The sequence below is a fragment of the Fodinicola acaciae genome (assembly GCF_010993745.1).
GTDB lineage: Bacteria > Actinomycetota > Actinomycetes > Mycobacteriales > HKI-0501 > Fodinicola > Fodinicola acaciae.
This window is the reverse complement of record NZ_WOTN01000001.1, coordinates 1,276,571-1,296,988: the sequence shown is the minus strand read 5'-3', so window position 1 is coordinate 1,296,988 and position 20,418 is coordinate 1,276,571. Positions and strand designations below refer to the sequence as shown.

At 67.7% G+C, this 20,418-nt stretch carries 27 protein-coding genes; 12 read left to right on the top strand and 15 right to left on the bottom strand.

Annotated elements, in window-relative coordinates:
- Genes GNX95_RS06050 through GNX95_RS06035 form a run of 4 tightly spaced genes read right to left on the bottom strand, consistent with a single transcriptional unit; the run spans position 1 to position 2,727 of the window.
- Positions 1-987 (bottom strand): SDR family NAD(P)-dependent oxidoreductase, encoded by a 987-nt coding sequence (locus tag GNX95_RS06050; RefSeq protein WP_163506138.1) that lies wholly within the window; start codon positions 985-987, stop codon positions 1-3.
- Positions 988-1,030: 43 nt separating this feature from the next.
- Entirely contained in the window at positions 1,031-1,489 is a 459-nt protein-coding gene (locus GNX95_RS06045) for a carboxymuconolactone decarboxylase family protein (RefSeq protein ID WP_163506137.1), read from the bottom strand.
- Positions 1,490-1,549: 60 nt separating this feature from the next.
- The gene (locus GNX95_RS06040) at positions 1,550-2,032 is read right to left on the bottom strand and encodes an RrF2 family transcriptional regulator (protein WP_163506136.1); all 483 of its coding nucleotides are present in this window, start codon (positions 2,030-2,032) and stop codon (positions 1,550-1,552) included.
- Between the two features lie 38 nt (positions 2,033-2,070).
- Positions 2,071-2,727: a CatB-related O-acetyltransferase gene (locus GNX95_RS06035; RefSeq protein WP_163506135.1), complete on the bottom strand. Its 657-nt coding sequence runs from the start codon at positions 2,725-2,727 to the stop codon at positions 2,071-2,073.
- Between the two features lie 139 nt (positions 2,728-2,866).
- Here GNX95_RS06035 and GNX95_RS06030 point away from each other — a divergent pair, with 139 nt between their 5' ends.
- Both GNX95_RS06030 and GNX95_RS06025 read left to right on the top strand, forming a co-directional pair.
- On the top strand, positions 2,867-3,568 hold the full coding sequence (locus tag GNX95_RS06030; protein WP_163506134.1) for an AAA family ATPase: 702 nt from the start codon (positions 2,867-2,869) through the stop codon (positions 3,566-3,568).
- A 9-nt stretch (positions 3,569-3,577) separates the two neighbouring features.
- Positions 3,578-4,111 carry a DinB family protein gene (locus tag GNX95_RS06025; RefSeq protein WP_163506133.1) on the top strand — a complete coding sequence of 178 codons (534 nt, stop codon included), beginning with the start codon at positions 3,578-3,580 and terminating at the stop codon, positions 4,109-4,111.
- Here the strand turns inward: GNX95_RS06025 and GNX95_RS06020 are convergent.
- On the bottom strand, positions 4,108-4,752 hold the full coding sequence (locus GNX95_RS06020) for a leucine-rich repeat domain-containing protein (RefSeq protein WP_163506132.1): 645 nt from the start codon (positions 4,750-4,752) through the stop codon (positions 4,108-4,110). The two genes, GNX95_RS06025 and GNX95_RS06020, sit on opposite strands and share 4 nt — an antisense overlap.
- Positions 4,745-5,530, bottom strand: a complete 786-nt coding sequence (locus tag GNX95_RS06015) for a nucleotidyltransferase domain-containing protein (RefSeq protein ID WP_163506131.1) — start codon at positions 5,528-5,530, stop codon at positions 4,745-4,747. The genes GNX95_RS06020 and GNX95_RS06015 overlap by 8 nt, the downstream gene beginning before the upstream one ends.
- A 102-nt stretch (positions 5,531-5,632) precedes the next feature.
- Between GNX95_RS06015 and GNX95_RS06010 the strand changes: the two genes are divergently transcribed.
- From GNX95_RS06010 to GNX95_RS05995, 4 genes are all read left to right on the top strand, one after another.
- The gene (locus tag GNX95_RS06010; RefSeq protein ID WP_163506130.1) at positions 5,633-6,814 is read left to right on the top strand and encodes an alpha-amylase family protein; all 1,182 of its coding nucleotides are present in this window, start codon (positions 5,633-5,635) and stop codon (positions 6,812-6,814) included.
- Positions 6,815-6,868: 54 nt separating this feature from the next.
- Positions 6,869-7,288, top strand: coding sequence for a winged helix-turn-helix transcriptional regulator (locus GNX95_RS06005; protein WP_163506129.1), 420 nt, complete (start codon positions 6,869-6,871; stop codon positions 7,286-7,288).
- A gap of 72 nt (positions 7,289-7,360) precedes the next feature.
- Positions 7,361-7,729 carry a VOC family protein gene (locus GNX95_RS06000; RefSeq protein WP_163506128.1) on the top strand — a complete coding sequence of 123 codons (369 nt, stop codon included), beginning with the start codon at positions 7,361-7,363 and terminating at the stop codon, positions 7,727-7,729.
- A 215-nt stretch (positions 7,730-7,944) separates the two neighbouring features.
- Positions 7,945-8,493, top strand: coding sequence for a DinB family protein (locus tag GNX95_RS05995; protein WP_163506127.1), 549 nt, complete (start codon positions 7,945-7,947; stop codon positions 8,491-8,493).
- Positions 8,494-8,506: 13 nt separating this feature from the next.
- Here the strand turns inward: GNX95_RS05995 and GNX95_RS05990 are convergent, their stop codons facing one another.
- The gene (locus tag GNX95_RS05990; RefSeq protein WP_163506126.1) at positions 8,507-9,070 is read right to left on the bottom strand and encodes a TetR/AcrR family transcriptional regulator; all 564 of its coding nucleotides are present in this window, start codon (positions 9,068-9,070) and stop codon (positions 8,507-8,509) included.
- Between the two features lie 85 nt (positions 9,071-9,155).
- Between GNX95_RS05990 and GNX95_RS05985 the strand changes: the two genes are divergently transcribed.
- A complete protein-coding gene (locus GNX95_RS05985) occupies positions 9,156-9,575 on the top strand; it encodes a nuclear transport factor 2 family protein (RefSeq protein ID WP_222853418.1) in 420 nt (139 codons plus the stop codon).
- 20 nt (positions 9,576-9,595) lie between these two features.
- Here the strand turns inward: GNX95_RS05985 and GNX95_RS05980 are convergent, their stop codons facing one another.
- From GNX95_RS05980 to GNX95_RS05965, 4 genes are read right to left on the bottom strand one after another with little or no spacing between them, the layout of a single operon-like run.
- Positions 9,596-9,955, bottom strand: a complete 360-nt coding sequence (locus GNX95_RS05980) for a VOC family protein (protein ID WP_343034771.1) — start codon at positions 9,953-9,955, stop codon at positions 9,596-9,598.
- Positions 9,952-10,248, bottom strand: a complete 297-nt coding sequence (locus tag GNX95_RS05975; RefSeq protein ID WP_281356913.1) for an ArsR/SmtB family transcription factor — start codon at positions 10,246-10,248, stop codon at positions 9,952-9,954. The genes GNX95_RS05980 and GNX95_RS05975 overlap by 4 nt, the downstream gene beginning before the upstream one ends.
- Positions 10,249-10,265: 17 nt before the next feature.
- Complete coding sequence (locus GNX95_RS05970; RefSeq protein ID WP_163506124.1) at positions 10,266-10,598, bottom strand: hypothetical protein; 333 nt, start codon at positions 10,596-10,598, stop codon at positions 10,266-10,268.
- 44 nt (positions 10,599-10,642) lie between these two features.
- On the bottom strand, positions 10,643-11,545 hold the full coding sequence (locus GNX95_RS05965; RefSeq protein WP_163506123.1) for an EamA family transporter: 903 nt from the start codon (positions 11,543-11,545) through the stop codon (positions 10,643-10,645).
- A gap of 52 nt (positions 11,546-11,597) precedes the next feature.
- On the opposite strand from GNX95_RS05965, the gene GNX95_RS05960 reads away from it, so the two are divergent.
- On the top strand, positions 11,598-12,098 hold the full coding sequence (locus GNX95_RS05960; protein ID WP_187369602.1) for a MarR family winged helix-turn-helix transcriptional regulator: 501 nt from the start codon (positions 11,598-11,600) through the stop codon (positions 12,096-12,098).
- A 23-nt stretch (positions 12,099-12,121) separates the two neighbouring features.
- On the opposite strand, the gene GNX95_RS05955 is transcribed toward GNX95_RS05960, so the two are convergent.
- Entirely contained in the window at positions 12,122-12,730 is a 609-nt protein-coding gene (locus GNX95_RS05955) for a TetR/AcrR family transcriptional regulator (RefSeq protein ID WP_163506122.1), read from the bottom strand.
- Positions 12,731-12,827: 97 nt separating this feature from the next.
- On the opposite strand from GNX95_RS05955, the gene GNX95_RS05950 reads away from it, so the two are divergent.
- From GNX95_RS05950 to GNX95_RS05940, 3 genes are all read left to right on the top strand, one after another.
- Entirely contained in the window at positions 12,828-13,571 is a 744-nt protein-coding gene (locus GNX95_RS05950) for an SDR family oxidoreductase (protein ID WP_163506121.1), read from the top strand.
- A gap of 62 nt (positions 13,572-13,633) precedes the next feature.
- Positions 13,634-14,608 (top strand): endonuclease/exonuclease/phosphatase family protein, encoded by a 975-nt coding sequence (locus GNX95_RS05945; protein ID WP_163506120.1) that lies wholly within the window; start codon positions 13,634-13,636, stop codon positions 14,606-14,608.
- An 11-nt stretch (positions 14,609-14,619) separates the two neighbouring features.
- The gene (locus GNX95_RS05940) at positions 14,620-15,738 is read left to right on the top strand and encodes an FAD-dependent monooxygenase (protein WP_163506119.1); all 1,119 of its coding nucleotides are present in this window, start codon (positions 14,620-14,622) and stop codon (positions 15,736-15,738) included.
- Here GNX95_RS05940 and GNX95_RS05935 read toward each other — a convergent pair.
- Positions 15,735-17,225 carry a carboxylesterase/lipase family protein gene (locus tag GNX95_RS05935; RefSeq protein ID WP_163506118.1) on the bottom strand — a complete coding sequence of 497 codons (1,491 nt, stop codon included), beginning with the start codon at positions 17,223-17,225 and terminating at the stop codon, positions 15,735-15,737. The genes GNX95_RS05940 and GNX95_RS05935 overlap by 4 nt on opposite strands.
- Before the next feature lie 90 nt (positions 17,226-17,315).
- Between GNX95_RS05935 and GNX95_RS05930 the strand changes: the two genes are divergently transcribed.
- Positions 17,316-18,086 carry a class I SAM-dependent methyltransferase gene (locus tag GNX95_RS05930; protein ID WP_163506117.1) on the top strand — a complete coding sequence of 257 codons (771 nt, stop codon included), beginning with the start codon at positions 17,316-17,318 and terminating at the stop codon, positions 18,084-18,086.
- A gap of 362 nt (positions 18,087-18,448) precedes the next feature.
- On the opposite strand, the gene GNX95_RS05925 is transcribed toward GNX95_RS05930, so the two are convergent.
- Together GNX95_RS05925 and GNX95_RS05920 are read right to left on the bottom strand one after the other, a co-directional pair.
- The gene (locus GNX95_RS05925; RefSeq protein ID WP_187369601.1) at positions 18,449-19,084 is read right to left on the bottom strand and encodes an alpha/beta hydrolase family protein; all 636 of its coding nucleotides are present in this window, start codon (positions 19,082-19,084) and stop codon (positions 18,449-18,451) included.
- 12 nt (positions 19,085-19,096) lie between these two features.
- Complete coding sequence (locus GNX95_RS05920) at positions 19,097-20,407, bottom strand: MFS transporter (RefSeq protein ID WP_222853416.1); 1,311 nt, start codon at positions 20,405-20,407, stop codon at positions 19,097-19,099.
- Between the last annotated feature and the right edge of the window lie 11 nt (positions 20,408-20,418).

Below are 20,418 nucleotides of genomic sequence, written 5' to 3'. Positions count from 1 at the left end.
CTAGGCGAAAGCGTCGACTCCGGTCAGCTCGGCCGACAGCGTCCACAGTCGCGCCGCCTGCTCCGGATCGGTCGCGTACGGCAGCACGCCACCGGAGAAACCGCCTGACGGCGACGACGGATCGGAGCCGACCGACGCCGGATCGGCCTGCTCGGCGATGTCGCAGTCCTCGCAGTAGACGCCGCCCATCCCGTCCAGCTGCGGCGAGGTGGCGGCCCACACCTGGGTCGCGGCCCCCTGCTCGGGCGTTTTGAACGACAGCAGGACGTTGCCATCCTCGTCCATCCAGCCGGCCGCGACCATCTCCGCGCGCTCCAGGTGCCGCTGGAGTGGGGTCATGATGCCGCCCGGATGCAGCGCGAAGGCGCGTACGCCGGCGTCCTTGGCCAGCGCGTCGAGCCGTACGGCGAAGAGCACGTTGGCGGTCTTGGCCTGACCGTAGGCGGTCCATTTGTCATAGCCGCGCTCGAACATCACGTCTTCCCAGCGGATCGCCGAGCGCCGATGCCCCATCGACGACACCGCCACCACGCGGCCACGGCCCCGCGCGATGGCCGGCCAGAGCCGGTTGACCAATGCGAAATGGCCGAGGTGGTTGGTCGCGAACTGCGCCTCCCAACCCGGTCCGACGCGGGTTTCCGGGCAGGCCATGATGCCGGCGTTGTCGATCATGATGTGGATGTCGCGGCCGGAGGCCAGGAACCGCTCGGCGAAGCCGCGGACACTGTCCAGGTCGCCGAGGTCGAGCTCGTCCACCTCGACGTTGTCGATGCCGGCCAGCGTCTCGCGAGCGGTTTCCGTACGCCGCGCCGGCACGACGACATGTGCTCCGGCGCCGGCCAGCGCGCGCGTGGTTTCCAGTCCGATGCCGGAATATCCGCCGGTGACGACGGCCAGCCGGTCGGACAGGTCGATGTCGTGCAGGACCTCGGCCGCGGTGCTCCGCGCACCGAAGCCGGATCCGATCTTGTGCTGCTGAGTTGTCATGAACCGGACGCTATGACTTGGAGTGCGCTCCAAGTCAAGCTGCTCAGGAGCGGCGGTGTGCGCCGGCGAGCTGCCGGGTGGTGACGTTGATCGTGTTCCACGCGTTGATGGCGGCGATCGCCATGACCAGCTCGACCAGCTCCTCCTCGGTGAAGTGTGCGGCGGCCTCGTTCCAGACGTTGTCCGGCACCTCGCCGACGTCGGCGATCCGGGTCGCCGCCTCGGCGAGGCCGAGTGCCGCTCGCTCCTGGTCGGTGAAGTACGGCGCGTCGCGCCAGGCGGCGACCGCGAAGAGGCGCTCGTCGCTCTCCCCCGCCTTCTTCAGGTCGTGCGCGTGCATGTCGACGCAGAAGCCGCAGCCGTTGATCTGGCTGGCACGCAGTTTCACCAGCTCGCGTACGGTCGCCGGCAGGCTGGTGCCGGCCAGGTATTTCTCGAACTGCAGCATCGCCTGGTAGCCGCCGCCGGCGAGCTTTGCCAGGTTGCTGATACGCGGTTCCATCTTGTCCTCCAAAAGCGGATGTTGTATATCCAGATTTAAGTTACGAGAAGGCGCGGTTTCTCAGGCCGTCTCGTACCATTCGCGGGTCTGCTCGGCGACCTTCGGTGCCTTGCGGGTCACCGCCGCCGAGACGTCGGCCAGGGTCTGCGCGGCCAGGGCCTTACGCCACTGCGTCTCGGCTCGGCGCATCGCCGCGTTGACCGCACACGGCGTCCGCAGGATGCGCTCGGGCGTGCCGACGCCGGGTCCGCGCTGCCGGATTTCGGTGCACTGGAAGGCCTCCTCCGGTCCCTCGATGGCGGCGACCACGTCCATCATGGTGATTTTGGTCAGTGGCCTGGCCAGCTGGAAGCCGCCGCGTACGCCGGCCGTCGAGGTGAGGATGCCGGCGCGTACCAGCGCCTGCAGTTGCTTGTTGAGATATGCCGGCGGCACCTCGAAAGCCGCGGCGAGCTTGGCGGTCGGGACCGGCCGGCCGGCATCCAGCCAGTCGAGCATCAGGCAGCAGTGCGCGGCCCACTCGACCCCCTCGTTCATTCGCATAATCTGGATACTAGGCGACCAGATTAGAGGGGGCAAGGTCAGGGGGTGACGGCGGCCAGTTCGTCCACCGAGCCGGCCATCACCGTACGGATGTGCCGGGTCAGGTGCTCCAACGGCCAGTCCCACCAGGCGATGGTGAGCAACCGCTCGATGTCCTCGTCGGAATAGCGCTTGCGGATCAGCTTCGCCGGGTTGCCGCCGGCGATGCCGTAGTCGGGGATGTCGCTGACCACCACCGACCCGGTCGCCACGATCGCTCCGTGTCCAATGTGGACGCCAGGCATCACGGTGACGTTGTCGCCAAGCCAGACGTCGCTGCCGATCACCGTGTCACCGCGGTTGGGGAGGTCGCTGATCAGGTCGAAGTGTTCGGCCCAGGAGCCACCCATGATCGGAAACGGAAACGTCGACGGACCGTCCATCCGGTGGTTGGCGCCGTTCATGATGAACCGTACGCCTGCGGCGAACGCGCAGAACTTTCCGATCTGCAGCTTCTCCGGCCCGTAATGGTGCAGCACGTTGCGTGTTTCGAAGGCTGTCGCGTCGTCCGGATCGTCGTAATAGGAAAACTCCCCCACCTCGATGAGCGGCGACCTCACCAGCGGCCTGAGCTGCACGACTCTTTCCTGACCAGGCAATGGATGCAGCACGGTGGGGTCGGCGGGGACCAGGGTCACGAGCACTCCAGACGGCATCGGCAAACGGTGCGGACCCGCTCATCTCACCGCGTTTTCCGCGCCGGCGCTCGCGATCATGTTCGCGGAGGCAGAGATGCTGGCACTCGAGAGCAGTTCCCGGACGGATCGCCGACCACTTCGGCAATGATGGAACCAAATGAATGTCACGGTTCGTTTACTCAACATGGAGGCACTGGACGTACGCGAGCGGGTCGAGCCAGTGAGCCGAGCGGACCTGCGTCCGTCCGGATGGACCGATCTGCGTGGCGCACCGCCGGTCACCACGTTGCGCTATCCGGCGGACGCGGTCGTGGTCTTCGCCGGCATCCCTGGCGCCGGCAAGAGCACCATGATGCACGCGCTTTTCGCCACCACCGGCCAGGAACGCCGGCCGGTCGAGACCGGCGACGGCGTACGCGTGCTGGACTCCGAGCAGGCGAGGAATCGCTGGCGCGACCGGCTCGGCTCTCGTCTGCCGTACTTTCTCTACCGGCCGCTGGTGCACCTGACCGCACTGGCCTGGGCCAGGTCGCAGTTGCGCCGCGCCGGCACGGCCGTGCTGCACGACTGCGGCACGCGCCGGTGGTCACGCGCGCTGATCAGGCGCTGGTCCGCCGGCCGCGCCGGCGGCATTCACCTGCTCCTGCTGGATGTGCCGGCCGAGGTTGCGTTGGACGGCCAGGAAAACCGGCGGCGGAGGGTGCGCCGGCGCGCCTTTGGCCGGCATCTGCGCGCCTGGCGCGAGATCGTGCCGGCCGACGGAATCGCGAAGCCGCTCGATGGCTTCGCGTCCTGCACCGTGCTCGACCGCCCGGCGGCCAGCGGCGTACGACGGATGTGTTTCGGAGACTCTCCGTAAGATCGCGGCATGCCGCTGGACAAGGACGACCTGGTCAGCACCGCGCCGGAAGGAGAACTGCTGGAAGGCTTTCTGGACTACCACCGGGACGTGCTGTCCGGAAAACTGCGCGGACTGTCAGAGGCGGACGTACGCCGTCGGCTCGTGCCGTCGCGGACCACCTTGATCGGCCTGGTCAAACACGCCGCCGCCGTGGAGCGCAACTGGTTCCAGCACTATCTGGCTCAGCGGCCGCGAGACCAGATCGACGGCAATGCCGTCGGCGACGCGGAGAGCTGGCTGGTCCGGCCGGACGAGACGGTCGCCAATGTGGTCGCCGAGTTCGACGCCGCGTGTGCCGCATCGCGTCGCATCGCGGCCACCTTCGACCTGGATCACCTCGTGCCGCACGAGACGAAGGGACAGGTGTCCGCGCGCTGGATCCACGTCCACCTGATCCGCGAACACGCACGTCACATCGGACATGCGGACATCCTCCGCGAACAGACAGATGGCCAGACCGGCGACTCGGGACACTCGGGTCTGTTTCGAAACAGACCCTAGGTGTGGACCAGGCAGCCGCGCTCGACCAGCTTGGTGACCACCGGATCGGTCGGCTCGATCTCGTTCCAGCGCAGATCGAGCTTTTCCAGCACTGGCGCGGAAGCCAGCTCGGCCGGCGGCGAGGTGAGCTTGTTCTGGCGGATGTCGACGTGCCGCAGCAGTGGCAGGCTGGCGAGCGCGGCGGGCAGCTCGGTCAACTGGTTGTCGCGTACGTCCAGATGTCGGAGGTTTTCCAGGCCGGTCAACGTTTCCGGCAGCGCGGTGAGCCGGTTTCCACGCAGGTGCAGCTCACGAAGGTTGCCGAGACGGCCCACCGAGTCAGGCAGTGCGGTGAGCTCGCACTGGCCGGCACGCAGCTCCTGGAGACCGGCCAGCTCGCCGATCCGTGCCGGCAAGCTGTCCACCGCGTTCTCTGAGACGTTCAGGTAGGTCAGCGACGGCAGGTCGCCGACGATCGCCGGGATTTCCTTGAAGGCGTTGCGATGCAGGTAGAGGTAGCGCAGATTTGTCTGCGAGCGCAACGTGTCCGCCAGGTCCGTGAGCGCGTTTCCGGCCAGGTCCAGCACTTCGAAGTCGGTGCGCTCGGCGATCTCGGCCGGCAGCTCAGTCAGGCCGAGGTCGTATCGGAGGAGTCTAATCATGCACCGGCTGGTTCTGCTCCAGCGCGGACGTCAGCACGGTGGACACCTCGTCGATCACCTCGGACAGTCGGCCTTTTCCAGTGGCGGCGACGATATCATCGATCTCGCGCAGGCCGGCGCGATCGACGAGGGCCTTCTCGTTGGTCACCCACTCGCGCCTGGCCGCCAGCACCGCGTGCGCGGTCTGGCAGGTCGCCACCGCGATCGCGCCGAGACAGTCGGTCACGTGGCCGCGGGTCGCGTGGCTGTTTTTCGCGTACGACAAGGTCAGGCTCGCCTCGGTCGACCACCGGTCGTACGCGGCGCGGCTGAGCTCGGCCGGATAGCGCGGCTGCGGCAGCCGGCCGCGCAGCACCCGGTTGACTGCCAGCTCGGCGACGGTGATGTAGGTCGGAATGCCGGCCAGGTGAAACATCAGCCGCTCGATCTCGAAGCGTCCCTCGCGCGCGTCGGCCAGCCGGCGCTCGACGTCGTCGAGGTCGCGATAATGCACGTCGACGGACCGGCCGTCCACCACCAGCCAGGCACCGCTGTTGAAGACCCCGCCGCCCCAGCTGCCGAGATCGCACACCTCGCCGGGCCAGCCGACCGCGCGCAGGTCGTCGGGATCGAAGTCGCCGCGGTAGTAAAGCGCGAAGTCCCAGTCGCTGTCCGGTCGGTGCGTGCCGGCGGCGCGCGAGCCGCCGAGCGCGACGGCCCGGACGCCTGGCAGGCCCGCCAGCGTCACCGCGACGTGGTCGCACAGCGCCTCGTCGCCCTGGACGCCGGGCTCGAACATGTGATCGTACATAACGCCTACAGGTGTACACCGCCGCAGGCCACCCGGCCAATCGGTTTTCGCTGCACGTACGCTGTCGCCGACGGCTGCTCAGGAGGTCCCGTGCCGCGGTGGAGTGACCATGCGATCTTCTGGCAGGTCTATCCGCTCGGCTTCACCGGCGCTCCGCGGCGGGCCGACGGCACACCGCCGCGGCATCGGCTGACCCAGTGCGCTCAGTGGCTCGACTATGCCGTCGAGCTCGGCTGCAACGCGCTGCTTCTCGGACCGGTCTTCGCGTCCGAGACCCACGGCTATGACACCGTCGACCATTTCCGCATCGACCCTCGGCTCGGCGACGACAACGACTTCGACGAGCTCGTGTCGGCCGCGCGCGACCGGGGCGTACACGTCGTGCTGGACGGTGTTTTCAACCATGCCGGCAGGTCGTTCACTCACCCGGAGTGGCTGCGAGCGGACGCGACTTTCGAAGGCCACGACCATCTTCCCGCGCTCGCCCACGACGAGCCAGCGGTCGCCGACCACGTCGTGGCGGTGATGAGCCACTGGCTCGAGCGCGGCGTGTCGGGCTGGCGGCTGGACGCCGCGTACGCGGTGCCGACGAGCTTCTGGGCGCGGGTGCTTGCGCGCGTACGCGAACGCCATTCGCGCGCGTGGTTCGTCGGCGAGGTCATCCACGGCGACTACGCCGGCTACGCGACCGCCGCCGGCCTCGACTCGGTGACGCAGTATGAGCTGTGGAAGGCGATCTGGAGCTCCTTGAACGACGCAAACTTCCACGAGCTGGCGTGGGCTGTGAAGCGCCACAACGAGATCGTCGAAACGGTCACGCCGATGACCTTTGTCGGCAACCACGACGTGACGCGGTTGGCCAGCAAACTGACCGATGAGCGGCACATCGGTCACGCGCTGGCGATCCTGTTCGGTGTCGCCGGAGTGCCGTGCGTCTACTCTGGTGACGAGCAGGCTTTCCGTGGCATCAAAGAGGACCGCGCCGGCGGTGACGACGAGATCAGGCCGGCGTTTCCGGCGGATCCGGCCGGTCTGGCGCCGTACGGCTGGCCGACCTATCGGCTGCACCAACGGCTGATCGGTCAGCGGCGGCGTAACCCCTGGCTGGTGCGTGCGCGTACGACCGTCGAGCACCTGACCAACCGCGCGATCGCGCTGCGCTCGAGCGGTGCTCACGGTGAGGAGTTGCTGATCCTGCTCAACCTGGCCGACGAGCCATACCGCTTCCCCACCGGCGACCGCGTTGAGGCACACTCGTGGCTGACCCGCTGACCTGAAAAGGTGCACGACTTGTAACTGCTAGGGTCGAGGTGAGGAGGTGCGGCGATGTCGCGAGACGACAGTGCGGCCGAGACCGGCCGGTGCGAGAACGGCCCCGGCTATGACCTGGAGGCATGCAAGGTGCGTGAGGTGCTGGACCGGGTCGGCGGCAAGTGGAGCATCCAGATCCTGGTCGACGCGACCCGTGGTCCGGTGCGTTTCACCGAGCTTGAGCGCAACATCGACGGCATCAGCCGGCGGATGCTCACGCTGACGCTGCGCAACCTGGAGCGCGACGGCCTCATCACTCGTACGGTTTATCCAACCGTGCCACCAAAAGTCGAATACACCGCGACCGACATGGCGCGCGAGCTGTACGACTCGCTGGTCACCCTGACGACCTGGGCGGAGCGACACCGCGCGCACATCGTCGAGGCACGTGAGGCGTATGACAAGGCGCACGGCAAACAGCTCGCGCGTACCTGACGCATCCTGTCAGGTATGGCTGCGAGAGTGGGTCTCGTTCCAGAACCACACTCCGAAAGGTCGTATCTGACAATGGCCGGTTTCGCCAGCCTCTGCATGGTCAACCTCGACTGTGCCAACCCCGGGCAGCTCGCCGAGTTCTACAGCGGCGTACTGGGCTGGGACGTGCTGCACAAAGAGGACGAGTACGCGATGATCGGCGGCTCCGACGGTGCGCCGATCGGCTTTGGCCGCGTCGAGGGATACCAGCCGCCGGCCTGGCCCGACCCGGCCTCCCCCAAGCGCTATCACCTGGACTTCTACGTGGACGACCTGGACGAGGCGGCGAAGAAGTGCGTCGATCTGGGCGGCACCATCGCCGAACACCAGCCGGGCGAGCGCTGGCGCGTCATCCTCGACCCGTCCGGTCAGCCGTTCTGCGTCTGCCTGCGGCAGAGCTGAGGCGGCTGGCCTGTCGGAGGTCGCGGCTAGGGCCTGTCTCCATATTCCGCCGGGCGATAGCCGAGCCGCTGTCACATCTTTCTCGGGCCGCCTGACGGCACGGCGAAACCACTCACCTGGCGCTGCCACGCCGGGCGGCTCCGCCGCACCGCCAGACGACATTTGGATCTCGACTCTCATCCCCCGGAATATGCAGACAGGCCTAGGCTGCGTCCATGACTGGCATAGCCGCCGACCTGCGGCGATATCTGCAGGACTCGCGTGACCGGATGGTGGCCTCGCTGGACGGCCTGTCCGAATACGACATACGCCGGCCGATGACGCCCACTGCCACCAACCTGCTCGGCTTGGTCAAGCACCTGGCCGGCATCGAGCTGGGCTACCTCGGCGACTCCGTCGGTCGGCCGGCGCCGGTGCGGCTGGCGTGGGTCGAGGACGGCTCGATCTGGGACGACGCCGACATGTGGGCCACGGCCGAGCAGACGCGTGCGGAGATCGTCGACCTCTACCGGACCGCGTGGCGGCACACCGACGAGTCGATCGCCGAGCTCGGTCTAGATGCTCCGGCGGAGGTGGCGTGGTGGCCGGAGGGGCGCCGTCGTACGACGCTCGGATCGTTGCTCGTACGCGTCGTCACCGAGACCGCTCAGCACGCAGGTCACGCCGACATCCTCCGCGAGACGATCGACGCCGAGCACCACGCCGACGCGACACCGAGCGCGCATTACGACCGCGTCCACGCGGCAGCCACCAGCCACCGATGACCGGCTGTGGTGGCTACGGCCGGTCGATGGGCATCTGCGCCAGGGCCTGGAAAGCCGGCCGGAGCACCTCGGAGATCCGGTCCGCGGGCACGTCGCGGAGTGCGGTCAGGTCGATCAGCTGGACGCCGATGGTCACGCCGAGCATGGTCACCAGCATGAGCGCGGCACGCAGCCGCGGATCGTCGGCGTCGATGGTCGCGGCGATCTGCTCGACCTGGCCGTCCAGCGTCGCGCGAGCACGCTCGGCGGCCTCCGGATGGGTGAGCATCGACCGCATCATCGCCAGTGACGCCTCCGGGATCGGCCCGATCTTCATGCCGATCCGGCCGAGCAGGTCCTCGGTCACCTGGGCCAGGTCACCGGTCAGTGGCTCGATCTCCGGCAGCTCCACCGCCTGCTGGAAAAGGCCTTGTTTGGAACCGAAATACTGCATCACCAGCCCAGGATCGATGCCGGCCGCGGCGGCGACGGCGCGGATCGTCGTACGGTCGTAGCCGCGTTCGGCGAAGATCCGTCGCGCCTCGGCGAGGATGCGCTCCTCGGTCTGTCGCCGGCGTTCGGCCCTGGATTCCCACACGAGCGGTGACTCTACCGCCGTTGACCCACGACGACAGGTCGCTCTACACTCGTTGAATCAACGTACGTTGAGCGAAGGAGCGATCGTGTCCGCATGTGACGTCCTGGCCAGATACCACCAGGCGATGATCGACAAGTCCGCCGACGACCTCGCCGATCTCTATGCGCCGGACGCCGTCCACGTCTTCCCGTTCGCCGCACCGACCTTCGAGCCGGTGTTGCGTGGCCGTGAGGCAGTGCGATCCGCGTATCACGCGGCCTGGGACGCCTCGCCGGTCACGCTGGACTCGATCGAACCGGTGGTGACTTACGAGGTGAGCGATGACGTGGTCGTCGGTGAGTTCGTCGGCCACGGCAGCGTCGACGGCCGGCCGGTCACCGTACGCGGAGTCCTCGCGATCACAGTGGCCAACGGTCTCATTGCCGAGACCCGCGACTACATGGATTTCTTCGGCACCATGCGAGAAATCGGCCGCCTCAAGGACATCGTCGCCGCACTCCAGTAGGCAGCCACAGCCTCGGCGAGTCAGTCGCGTGGTGGCAGTGGGTGGCGCGGTTCGTACAGGCCGAGGCTCGTCCCATCCGGCAAGGTGATCGCCGACAACAGGCCCCAGCGCTGCTCGCCGACCGGCTGACACGCCACGCCTTTGCCGGCCAGCTCCGCGATCGTGGCGTGAATGTCGTCGCACATCAGGAAAAGCTCGTGCTGGCTCTGGTCGGCCGGATGTACGGCGAGTTCGGCCGGCGGCATCGCGAAGATCAGCCAGCCACCGCCGGCGTCCGCGAAACGACAGCCAAGGGTGTCACGGAAGAACGCGCGCACCTCGTCTGCCTTGTCGCTGTAGATGATCGCGTGCAGGCCGGTGATCATGTTCGCTCCGTTCACTGGTCGAGAACCTTCAGGTCGAGACTTCCCAGCCACAGCCCCACGACCTGGGCGATACGGGACCGGTCGAGCGCATAGCGGCGTTCGCGACCGGCTTTGCGTACGACCAGCAGGCCGGCGTCGGCGAGGACGTGCAGGTGGCGCGTCGTGGTCGGCCAGGCGTGTGCGAAGCGCGCCGCCAGATCTCCGGCCGACATCTCGCCGCCACGTGCGTAGAGCACCTGGATGACGTGCCGGCGAGCGGGATGCGCCAGCGCGCCGAAGACCGCGTCGAGGTCGTCGAGATCGCGCAGTCCGCGGCCCTGCCCGGTCAGGGCGACTCCAGCGACCGCATGGTGGGAAACTCGAACATCGGCCGGCCGCCGCGCTGCTCACAGGCCGCGCCGATGCGTTCCCAGACCGCGCTGACCTGCGGATGCGTGTGCGCCACCTGCACGCCGATCTCGTCGACCCACTCGAAGATCTCGACGAACAGCGGCCCCTCGATCCCCCGCTCGGTGCCGACGTACGTCTGCGTCGGCCGATCGGTGATCAGCTCGAGCGCGCGCAGCGTGGCCTCGTGCTGGCGCAGGATGTCGGTGAACCGCTCCTCCGCGTCCGGCCGGACACGGTAGTGCGCGATCGTGAAGACGCCGTCTGCCATGGCGCCAATATTTAGCACAACCGCTAAGTGTTGGCCACCCGCTTCTATCGGCGCGCCGGGCTGAGCTGAGGCCCCTCCGCCGGCTTCGCGGCCGGAGCGCGACGGAGCTGCACGACGACCATCGACGCGAGCACGATCAGGGCGCCGAGGCCTTGCAGCGGACTGAGCGACTGTCCGAGTACGAGCCAGCCGAGCGTGGTCGCGACCACTGGACTGAGCAGGCTCAGGAACGTCACGCTGGTCGCGGACAGCGCACGAATGCCGCGAAACCACAGCGCGTACGCGATGGCCGCGCCGGGGATCGCCAGATAGGCGTACGCGGCGAGGTTGGTGATCGTCAGGTTGGCTGGCGGCGCGCCCTCGACGAGGAACGTCACTGGCAGCAGCAGAAGTCCGCCGGCGGTGAGCTGCCAGCCAGTCATCGCGAGCACCGGCACCGGCGAGGTCCACCGCTTGCTGAGCACCACGCCCGAGGCCATGGTGACCGCGCCAGCGACCGCCGCGACCACGCCGATCACGTCGAGATGCGCGTTCGAGCGCAACACGAGCAGGCTGACGCCGACAACGCCAGCGATGCCGGCAATGGCCGTACGTACGGTCAACCGCTCGCCGAGCAACGCGGTCGACAGGCCGGCGACGATGAGCGGCTGGATGGCCATCACGGTCGCGGCGACACCGCCCGGCAGCCGATAGGCGGCCACGAACAGCAGCGCGAGGAAGATGCCGATGTTGAGCGCGCCGAGCGCGAGTGCGCGCCACCACCAGATGCCTTTGGGTAGTTGGCGCGTGATCAGGATCAGCAACAGGCCTGGCGGCAGTGAGCGGATGGCGGCCGCCAGCAGCGGTCGGTCCGGCGGCAGGAACTCGGTGGTGACCAGATAGGTCGACCCCCAGACCGCTGGAGCCATCGCGGTCACCAGAATGAGTACGAGTCGATTGTTTAGCACTAAGGCAATCTAGCAAGTGTCTTAGTGCTAAGCAACTGCTAAGGTTGTTGGCGTGGCTGATCACCTGGACTTCATCCTGCGGCAGTGGGCGGCACAGCGCCCTGACCTCGACGTCTCCCCCATGGCGATCATCGGACGGCTCAAGCGGCTCTCGCTGATCGTCGACGGCGAGCTGAAGCGCACCTTCGCGGCGCACGACCTGGACCGCTCGTCCTTCGACGTGCTCGCGACGCTGCGGCGCAGTCCGGAGCCGCACAGCCTCACGCCGGCCGAGCTGATGGAGTCGGCGATGGTCACCTCCGGCGCCATCACCCAGCGGCTCGACCGGCTGGAGAAGCGTGGCCTGGTCGCGCGGCGGCCGAGCGAGCTCGACGGTCGGAGCGTACGCGTCACACTCACCGCCGCCGGACGGAAGCTGGTCGACAGGACCCTCCCCGACCACCTCGCGACCGAGCACCGCCTGCTGTCCGCGCTGGATGCCGCCGAGCGAGCCGCTTTGGCCGACACACTGCGAAAGATCCTGGAGTCACTCGGAGACCGCGCGGCCGGCTAGTGTCCCGAGTCGGACTCGGGACACTAGAGCACCAGGTGCTCGACGGCCGCGACCATCAGCTCAGCTACCGCGTCCGCCGGCAGGCCGCGGCCGGCGTAGAGCTGGTCGAAGAACTCGAAGCCGGTCACGGCCCACAGCAGATGAGCCGCGTCCGCGACCGACAGACCCGCGCGCAGGACATCCTGGTCCGCCAGCCTCTGCGCGTGCCAGGCCATGCCGGCGGCGCGATCCGCGGCCATGCGCTCGATGGCGCCGCCAACCGCGTCACCATCGAGCTGCGACATCGAATACAGCGCTCGCAGCACGTCCCGGTGCTCGGCGAAAATCGACACGGACGCACGGACCGACTCGAGAAGGCTCGTACGCGCATCGGCCTCGCCATCGGCAGGCATACGGTTGAACCCGCCACGCCCGCGCAGGTCGTCGCCAACGGCGTCGAACAAGCCGGCTCGAGACCCGAAGACGAGATAGACCGTCGAACGGGACACGCCGGCAGCGCCAGCCACTCGCTCGACGCTCACCGGCTCCGCCGGCTTTTCGCGTAGCTGCTGGTAAACCGCGTCCAGGATGCGGCGCCGCGTCTCCTCCTCCGCCTCGGCACGCCGGCGCTTCTGGTAGCTGCGCGGGGCCATCGACCTCACACTCCACTTTCACTTGACAGTGCGTCCATCGTAATACACGCTGTCTTTCGAAAGACAGACTGTCCGATCAAATGACTGGAGATCTCTCATGTCCGTAATCACCACCACAGCCACCGCGATCGTCACCGGTGGCGCCAGAGGCATCGGTCGCGCGATCGCCGAGCGGCTCGGCGCCGGCGGCGCGAACGTGATCGTCAACTACCGCACCAATTCCGCCGCCGCCGAGACAGTCGTGTCCGCGGTCGAAAACACCGGAGGAAAGGCGACGGCCGTCCAGGCCAACGTCGCGAGCGTCAGCGAGGTCCGGCTGCTGTTCGACACTGCCGCCGAGGTCTACGGCGCGCCGTCGATCGTGGTGCACAACGCTGGGATCACGCGGTTTTCCGCCATTGCCGACACCAACGACGAGGACTACCGGGACGTGTTCGATACCAATACGCGATCAACGTTCGCCATCCTTCGCGAGGCCGCCGGCCGAGTGGTCGACGGCGGCCGGATCGTCGTGATCTCCAGCGGCGCCGCGGCGATCCCGCGCGCGAACGCCGGCGTGTACGCGGCGAGCAAAGCCGCCGCCGATCAGCTCGTCAGAGTGGCCGCCAAGGAGCTGGCATCGCGAAACATCACCGTCAACAGCGTGCGGCCGGGACCGACGCGTACGGAGGCGGTCGCGGCAGGTCTGACCCCGGAACGTGCCGCGGCGGTCGTGGCCGACATCCCGCTCGGCCGGCTTGCCGAGCCCGCCGACATCGCCGACGTCGTCGCGTTTCTCGCCTCTGACGACGGCCGCTGGATCACCGGCCAGACCATCCACGCCGGTGGCGGCATGTTCTGACCGGTTGACCCCGCTCACTACACTCCCCGAACGCGTCAATACCGCGCATACGGGAGGCAGAGATGCGAAACCGTTGGATGGGGCGGGGACTGACCGCCGCGGTGGTCTGCGTCCTGGCGCTGGCCGGCCTGGTCGGCTCCGGGACGTACGCTTCGGCGGCGGCGGGCCTGACGGTCAAGGTGATGACCTTCAACACCTGCGCCAACACCTCACCGATCGACGCCGGCAAACCGTACGCGCGCTGTGTCAACGGACGGAGCACGAAAGCCGTCGCCGGTGACCTCAAGCGGCGGCTCACCGAGCTGCATCCGGACACACGCGTCGTTTTCCTGCAGGAGATCTGTTTCGCCGACATCGCCGAGCTGCGTACGTTGGTCGGCAAGAGCTGGAACTTCCGGTTCGCCGGCATCAAGGACGCCGGCAACGGCTCGAAACCGAGCGCGACGATCCGGCCGCGTGCCTGTGCGCAGGACCGCATCACCCATAAGCCGCGCGGAAACTTCGGCATAGCGGTCGGCGTGAAGGCGGACGCGACCTTCGCCGTGCATTACTACCCGGAGAAGGACGTGCCGCAGGGGCGCGACTTCTGGAAGCACTGGAACGTCCACCAGGCAGCAATCTGCGCGGACGTACCATCGTTCGGCGCGCGCGTTTGCGGCACGCATCTCACGCCGTTGTTCAAGAACGCGCCGCCGGCCTTCAAGAAAGCGCAGGAAAACCAGGTCAAGGATCTGATCGCGTACGGAGGCAAAGGCGCGCGGGTCATCGTGGGTGGCGACCTCAACGCGAAACCGCCGGTGGTGGACGGAAAGTCGTCAGTGGTGCCGTTGTATGACTCGTACACCGAGTGCGACCAGGTCAACCACAACGGCGCGCGTACCGGTGAAGGGACCTTCCAAGGCGAGAAAGCGGCTCGCGGGAGCAAGCTGGACTACGTTTTCGCCAGCAAGAACAGCACAAACTCGTGCTATGTGACCGACGCGATCGTCAACGCCGCCGACCACGTGCCGGTCTTCGACACGATCACCTTCCCCTAAACTCGCCAGGCATGGCGAGGGTTCTGATCATCGGCGGTGGCATCGCCGGACCGGTGGCGGCGACAGCACTGCACAAGGCCGGTGTGGAGGCGGCGGTTTACGAGGCACATCCGGCGCCGCCGGACGGCGCTTTCCTGACGCTCGGAGTCAACGGCCTGGCCGCGCTGCGAGCGGTCGACCTGGTCGATGCCGTCTACGCGGCAGGCCGGCCAGCTCGTCGCGTGGAGATTTTCCGACCGGACGGTGTGGTCGCCAACTCCGGTCCGTTCGGCCCACCGGATGACTCCGGCCTCGTGCCGCAAACGCTTTCGCGCGCGACACTGCACAAAGCGCTCACTGGCGAGGCGATCCGCCGCGGCATCAGCGTCGAATACGGCAAACGCTTGGTCGGCGCCGAAACCGGACGCGCCGAGTTCGCCGACGGCACGTACGCCGAAGGTGACATCCTGATCGGCGCCGATGGCATCAACTCCGTGACGCGCCGGCTGATCGACCCGGACGCGCCGGCACCGCGCTACGTCGGACAGCACCTGCTCTACGGTTTTTGCGACCACGCACCGCAATCCGTGCCGTCCGACACCTACCATGCCCTGCGTACGTCCAAGCTCACCTTCGGTATGGTCGGCGGGCCGGCGGAATCGGTGTGGTGGTTCGCGCGTATTTTCGCCGAGGAAATACCGCGCGACGAGGCGGCCGCGAAGACAGCCGACGACTGGCGCGACCAACTGTTGTCGTCACTCGGCGATGACCGTACGCCGATGGCGCGCGTCGTCGCCGCGACCAAGAACATCGGCGGCCACAACGGATTTGACCTGCCACCGGTGCCGAAATGGTACGGCGACGACATGATCATCGTCGGTGACGCGGCGCACGCGGCATCGCCGTCGGCCGCGCAAGGTGCCTCCATGGCCGCCGAAGACGCGGTCGTACTGGCGAAATGCCTCCGCGACATCCCCGAGATCTCGCGTGCTTTCCAGACGTACGAACGTCTTCGGCGGCCCCGAGTCCAGCTGGTCGTGGACGTGTCGGCCGATCTCAGCCGACGGCCGACCGACCCGCGCAGCGCCAGTCCGACCAGAGCCAACTGGCTCGAGGACCTGCGGCTCGACTGGCAGACGCCGGTGTCCTAGACAATGCCGTCCCAGAGCCTGCGCTCGTCGCCGCGCGGATCGTCGACGACACCGATTTCCGGCTCGTCGAAGACCATCACCGCGCGCTCGTCCGGCGCGTACGCGGGCCAGCCGGGGTCGCCGGTGCGCGCGAAGCTGGCCCACGCCGCGTGCATCCGGTCGGCCAGCGGCTGCGGCGGATTGAGGCCGGTCAACGACTCCTCGGCGGGGACGGCACCGAGCGTGTCGAAGGCGAAGCCGATCTCCAGTGCGTGGCACGCCCCGAGGTCCAGCACCTCGGTCTGCCAGCTGAACTCGTAGACATGCGCGGGCCGGCCGTACGCGGCGCGTGCCTCCGCCACGCGTAGGGACGGGATGCGGAAGAACATGTCGGTGATCGCCGCGCACAAAACGTCGCCAGGCGAGGACTCCGGACGGTTACGCAGATAGGTGTCCACCGCCCCAGCCGGCGCGCCACGCGAGGCGAGAAACGCCCTGAGACCGTCGGCGGTCGTCGCGGCGGCGATGCCGGTCGGTACGAAGAAAAACCGGAACTCCTCGGTCGTCGTACCGGTCATCAGGTCGACGTCTCGGCCGTTGCCGGCGGCGATCCCGTCCACCGGACGCTCGCTCAGCAGGTCGCCGTCGATGGCCGGGATGAAGGCCATCTGCCCAGGCACGATCGACGCACCGAAACGCGCCGGATCCGGCTTGGCCGCGAGATCATCGGAGACCTTGCGTTGCGCGGCCATCAGGTCAACGATGCCGATGTCCGCGAGTGCGGCCGCCGTCGGTGCCACACCGAGATGTCCGGCCAGCTCCGCGGAAACCTTCGCCGCGTCCTCCGCAGTCGCACCGATCTGTCCGGCGCCACTCTGCGCGATCGCGCGCCGGAACAAGCCTTCGCTGGCTTTGGCCGACACCAATGACGTGACGCTCATGCCGCCGGCGGACTCGCCGAAAATCGTGACATTGCCCGGATCGCCGCCAAACGCGGCGATGTTTTCTTGGACCCACGCCAAAGCCGCGAGCTGGTCGCGCAGGCCGCGGTTGGACGGCGCGTCCGGGAGTACGCCGAAACCGAGCACACCGAGCCGGTAGTTGAGGCTGACCAGCACCACCCCGTCACGCGCGAACGCGCCGCCGTCGTACCACGGCACCGCCGCCGATCCACTGCGGAACGCGCCGCCGTGGATCCACACCATCACCGGCATGCCGGAGCCGCCCGGGTCCGGCGTCCACACGTTGACGGTGAGGATGTCGTCGCCGTCGATGACCGGATCGGGCACGTATCGGCTGATCGCCGCCGGCGGAAACGCCGGACTCGGAGCCGTCGCGCCGTACGCGATCGCCTCCCGTGTGCCGTCCCAGCGGGCCGCCGGCGCGGGCAGCTCGAAGCGAGCCGGTCCGACCGGCGGCGCCGCGTACGGGATGCCGAGGAACGCCGTCACGCCGTTCACCTGCCGGCCGCGTACCTTGCCCTGCCGCACCGCCACCACCGGGTCCATCGCATCTCCTCCACGGATCTTGCCGTCTCGGCAAACCCTAACCCGGTCATCCCCCGCCGACACCCTCCAACCGGCTGCGACAGTGAGGACATGGACGCCGTCACCTCGAGCAATCAGGCCGCCTGGCAGACCGCTTCACAGAAGCACGTGCGCGAATACGACGAGCTGCTGGCGCAGGCGCGCCGCGAAAGCTCGTTGCTGGAGCACGAACAGGAATTACTGCGGCCTCTGCTCAGCGCCGCGCCGGATGTCGTACATCTGCAGAGTGGACACGGCCTTGATGACATTGCCTTGGCGAACGCAGGCGCACGGTCCGTTGTCGGCATCGACTTCAGCTCCGTCGCCGCGGCGGCCGCGCAACGTCGCGCGGACGAGTTGGCTGTGCCGTGCCGCTACGTCGTTGCCGAGGTGCCGCGTACGCCACTTCGCGACGGCAGCGCCGATCTGATCTACACCGGCAAAGGCGCTCTGATCTGGCTGCCGGACATCGATGCATGGGGCCGTGAGGTCGTACGGCTGCTGCGGCCAGGCGGACAGCTGTTCGTCTATGAGGCGCACCCTGCCGTACCACTGTGGGCGTGGGACGAGGACGAGCCGCGAATCCGGCCGGACCGTGGCTATTTCGAGGCGTCACACGTCAACGAGACGTTTCCGGCGCATGGTGCGGTGGAGTGGCAGCGGACGCTCGGCGAGATCGTCAACGCACTGCTTGCGGCAGGTCTCCAGCTTCGGCACCTCGCCGAGTATCCGGAGCCGTTCTGGCGTTACGGCGACCTCGACGCCGCCGCCTGGCGCGGCCGTCTGCCCAACTCCTTCGCCCTGCTCGCCGCCAAGCCGCTACGGCCAGACTGCCGTGCTTAGGCACACGTCAGCGTCGCCAAACCGCACTTCAACGCTAAATGCCTGTCTCGTCGGTGGCCCTGGGATGCGGGATTTTTCCGCACTCGATGTGCGGGACAGCCGGCCGCCGTCACCGACAGTCCCGCCCGGCGAGCTCCGGACTCACCAACTCGACGTTTTGGAGGTCGACACGCCGAAAGAGCAGTCGACAACGTCGAGTTCGCGAACCCGAGGCGCGTCTACACCGGCAACCCGGTCACTACGAGTCACACCAAACCAGGAGAAGCGATCCGGACGACCTGAAAAGTTCCAGGCATTGGCATCCAGTGCGCAAGGGGGCCTTACTAGCATCTTCCGTTGGACCAGGGTGGCCATGCGACAAGTCAGAAACGGCTGAGCCAGGCCGAGAAGGCGTCGATCGCGGCCGGCAGTACGGCTGGATGGCCTTTGGGCACTTTCAAACCGTGGTCCGCGGCCGGCGCCACGTGAATCTGGATCGTCTTCGGTGGCTTCAGCGCCGAAAACTCAGCCGGCGCGCCAAAAGAGTCGCGCTCTCCCTGCACGATGAACACCGGTACGGTCACGCCGAGCAGCTCCGGCGCGCGGGTGCTCTCCGGTCGGCCTGGCGGATGCAGCGGAAACGCCAGCGCCAGTACGCCGGCGGCGCCGAGCTCGCCGGCCGTACGACAGGCGACCCGCGCACCGCTCGACCGGCCGCCGAGGATCAGGGGTTTTCCGCGCAGCGACCGGTGTTTGCGTACGAGCTCGGTGACGACCGCGGTCAGCGCGGTGTCCAGTTGCGCCGCGGGTGCCGGCGCTTTCCGGCCGGCCATCCGATATGGCTGCGTGATCCGCGCGACCGCGAAACCGGCGGCGACGGCGACCTTGGCGGCGGCGACGATGTCGCGCGCGTCGACTCCTCCGCCGGCGCCATGGCCGAGGGTCAGCAGGCCGCGCGCGCCACGCGGTGCCTGCCAGTCGACGCCTGCCGGGCCGACCGGTGTCTCGATGGTGTCCACAGTGTACGGACGCTAGTCACTTGCCGGTGTGCTGGCAAAAGTACGCGCGACCGTCTCGCGCAGGAACGCCAGCGGGACGAGGCACAGCGCCACCGAGCCGGCCAGCATCAGGTAGTTGGCGGTCCATCCCCAGTGGTCGATGAAGAAGCCGGCAACGGTCGCGACCAGCAGACCGGAGACGCCGTACGCGATGCCGATGATCAGCCCCATCGCCGAGCCGGCGGCGCGCGGTGTCGAGTCGATCAGCAGCGCGTACGTGACCGGATAGGGCGAGTTGCGGAACAATCCCCAAAGCAGCAACAAAACCCACCCCTGCCATGGCGCATGCACCACGGCGAGCAGTGCGACCGTGACGACCCAGCCGGCGATGATGATCCGCAGAGCAAACTTTCGGCCCAGCCGGTCGGAAAGTGTCCCCCAGCCGATCTGGCCGATCCAGCCGGTGATGCCGGACGCACCGGAGGCGAGCGCGGCCGCGGCCAGCGACATGCCGGCTTTTTCGTGCAGGTGTACGGCGATGAACGTGGAGACGCCGAGTTCCGACCAGAGAAACAGGAAAATCATGACGATCGCCAGCCGCGCGTTGCGGTCGGTGATGACCTCGCGCAGGACGGACACTGGGTTACGCAACTGGCCGCGCTGGCTGATCTCCGGCAGCGGCGGCGTCATGCCGCGGCCGCGGATCCAGCCATAGACCTTCTCCTGGTTTGCTCGCCGGCCAAGGAAAGCCTGCGCGACCATGATCGGAATGCCGACCAGCGGCAACAGCAGGAACACGCCTTGCCAGCTGGTCACGCCGATCAGCAACGCGATCGCGGCCGGGCCGAGAAACTGGCCGATCGGAAAGCCGGTGTGGTGCGTGCCGACAGCGAAACCGCGATCCTCGCGTTGCCACCACTCGCTGATCAGCGCGACGTTGGTCGGCTCCGAGCCGCCACGGCTGATCCCCATCACCAGGCGCAGCAACACAAACGCGAGCCAGCTGGCGCCAAACACGTACGTCAGCGCGCCGCCGATCACCGACAGACCCATCGCGATGATCCACGTCCAGGTCCGCCGATAGCCGGTGCCGATGACGTCCGACAGCGTCCCGAAGATCAGCGCGCCGACGATGCTGCCGAGGAAGAACATCGAGTTGACGAAGCCGGCCTGTGTCGCGTCCAGGTGAAACTCCGTCTGGATGGAGGGCAGCACGGTCGGCAGGATCGCCGCGTCGACCGAGGTCATGAAGATCGCCAGCGTGGTCACGCCGAGCATCCACCAGGAGATCGGGTGAGCCGAGATCTTCCAGCCGGACTTCGCGGTCATCGTCTCGGATGCCATCCGGCGATCCT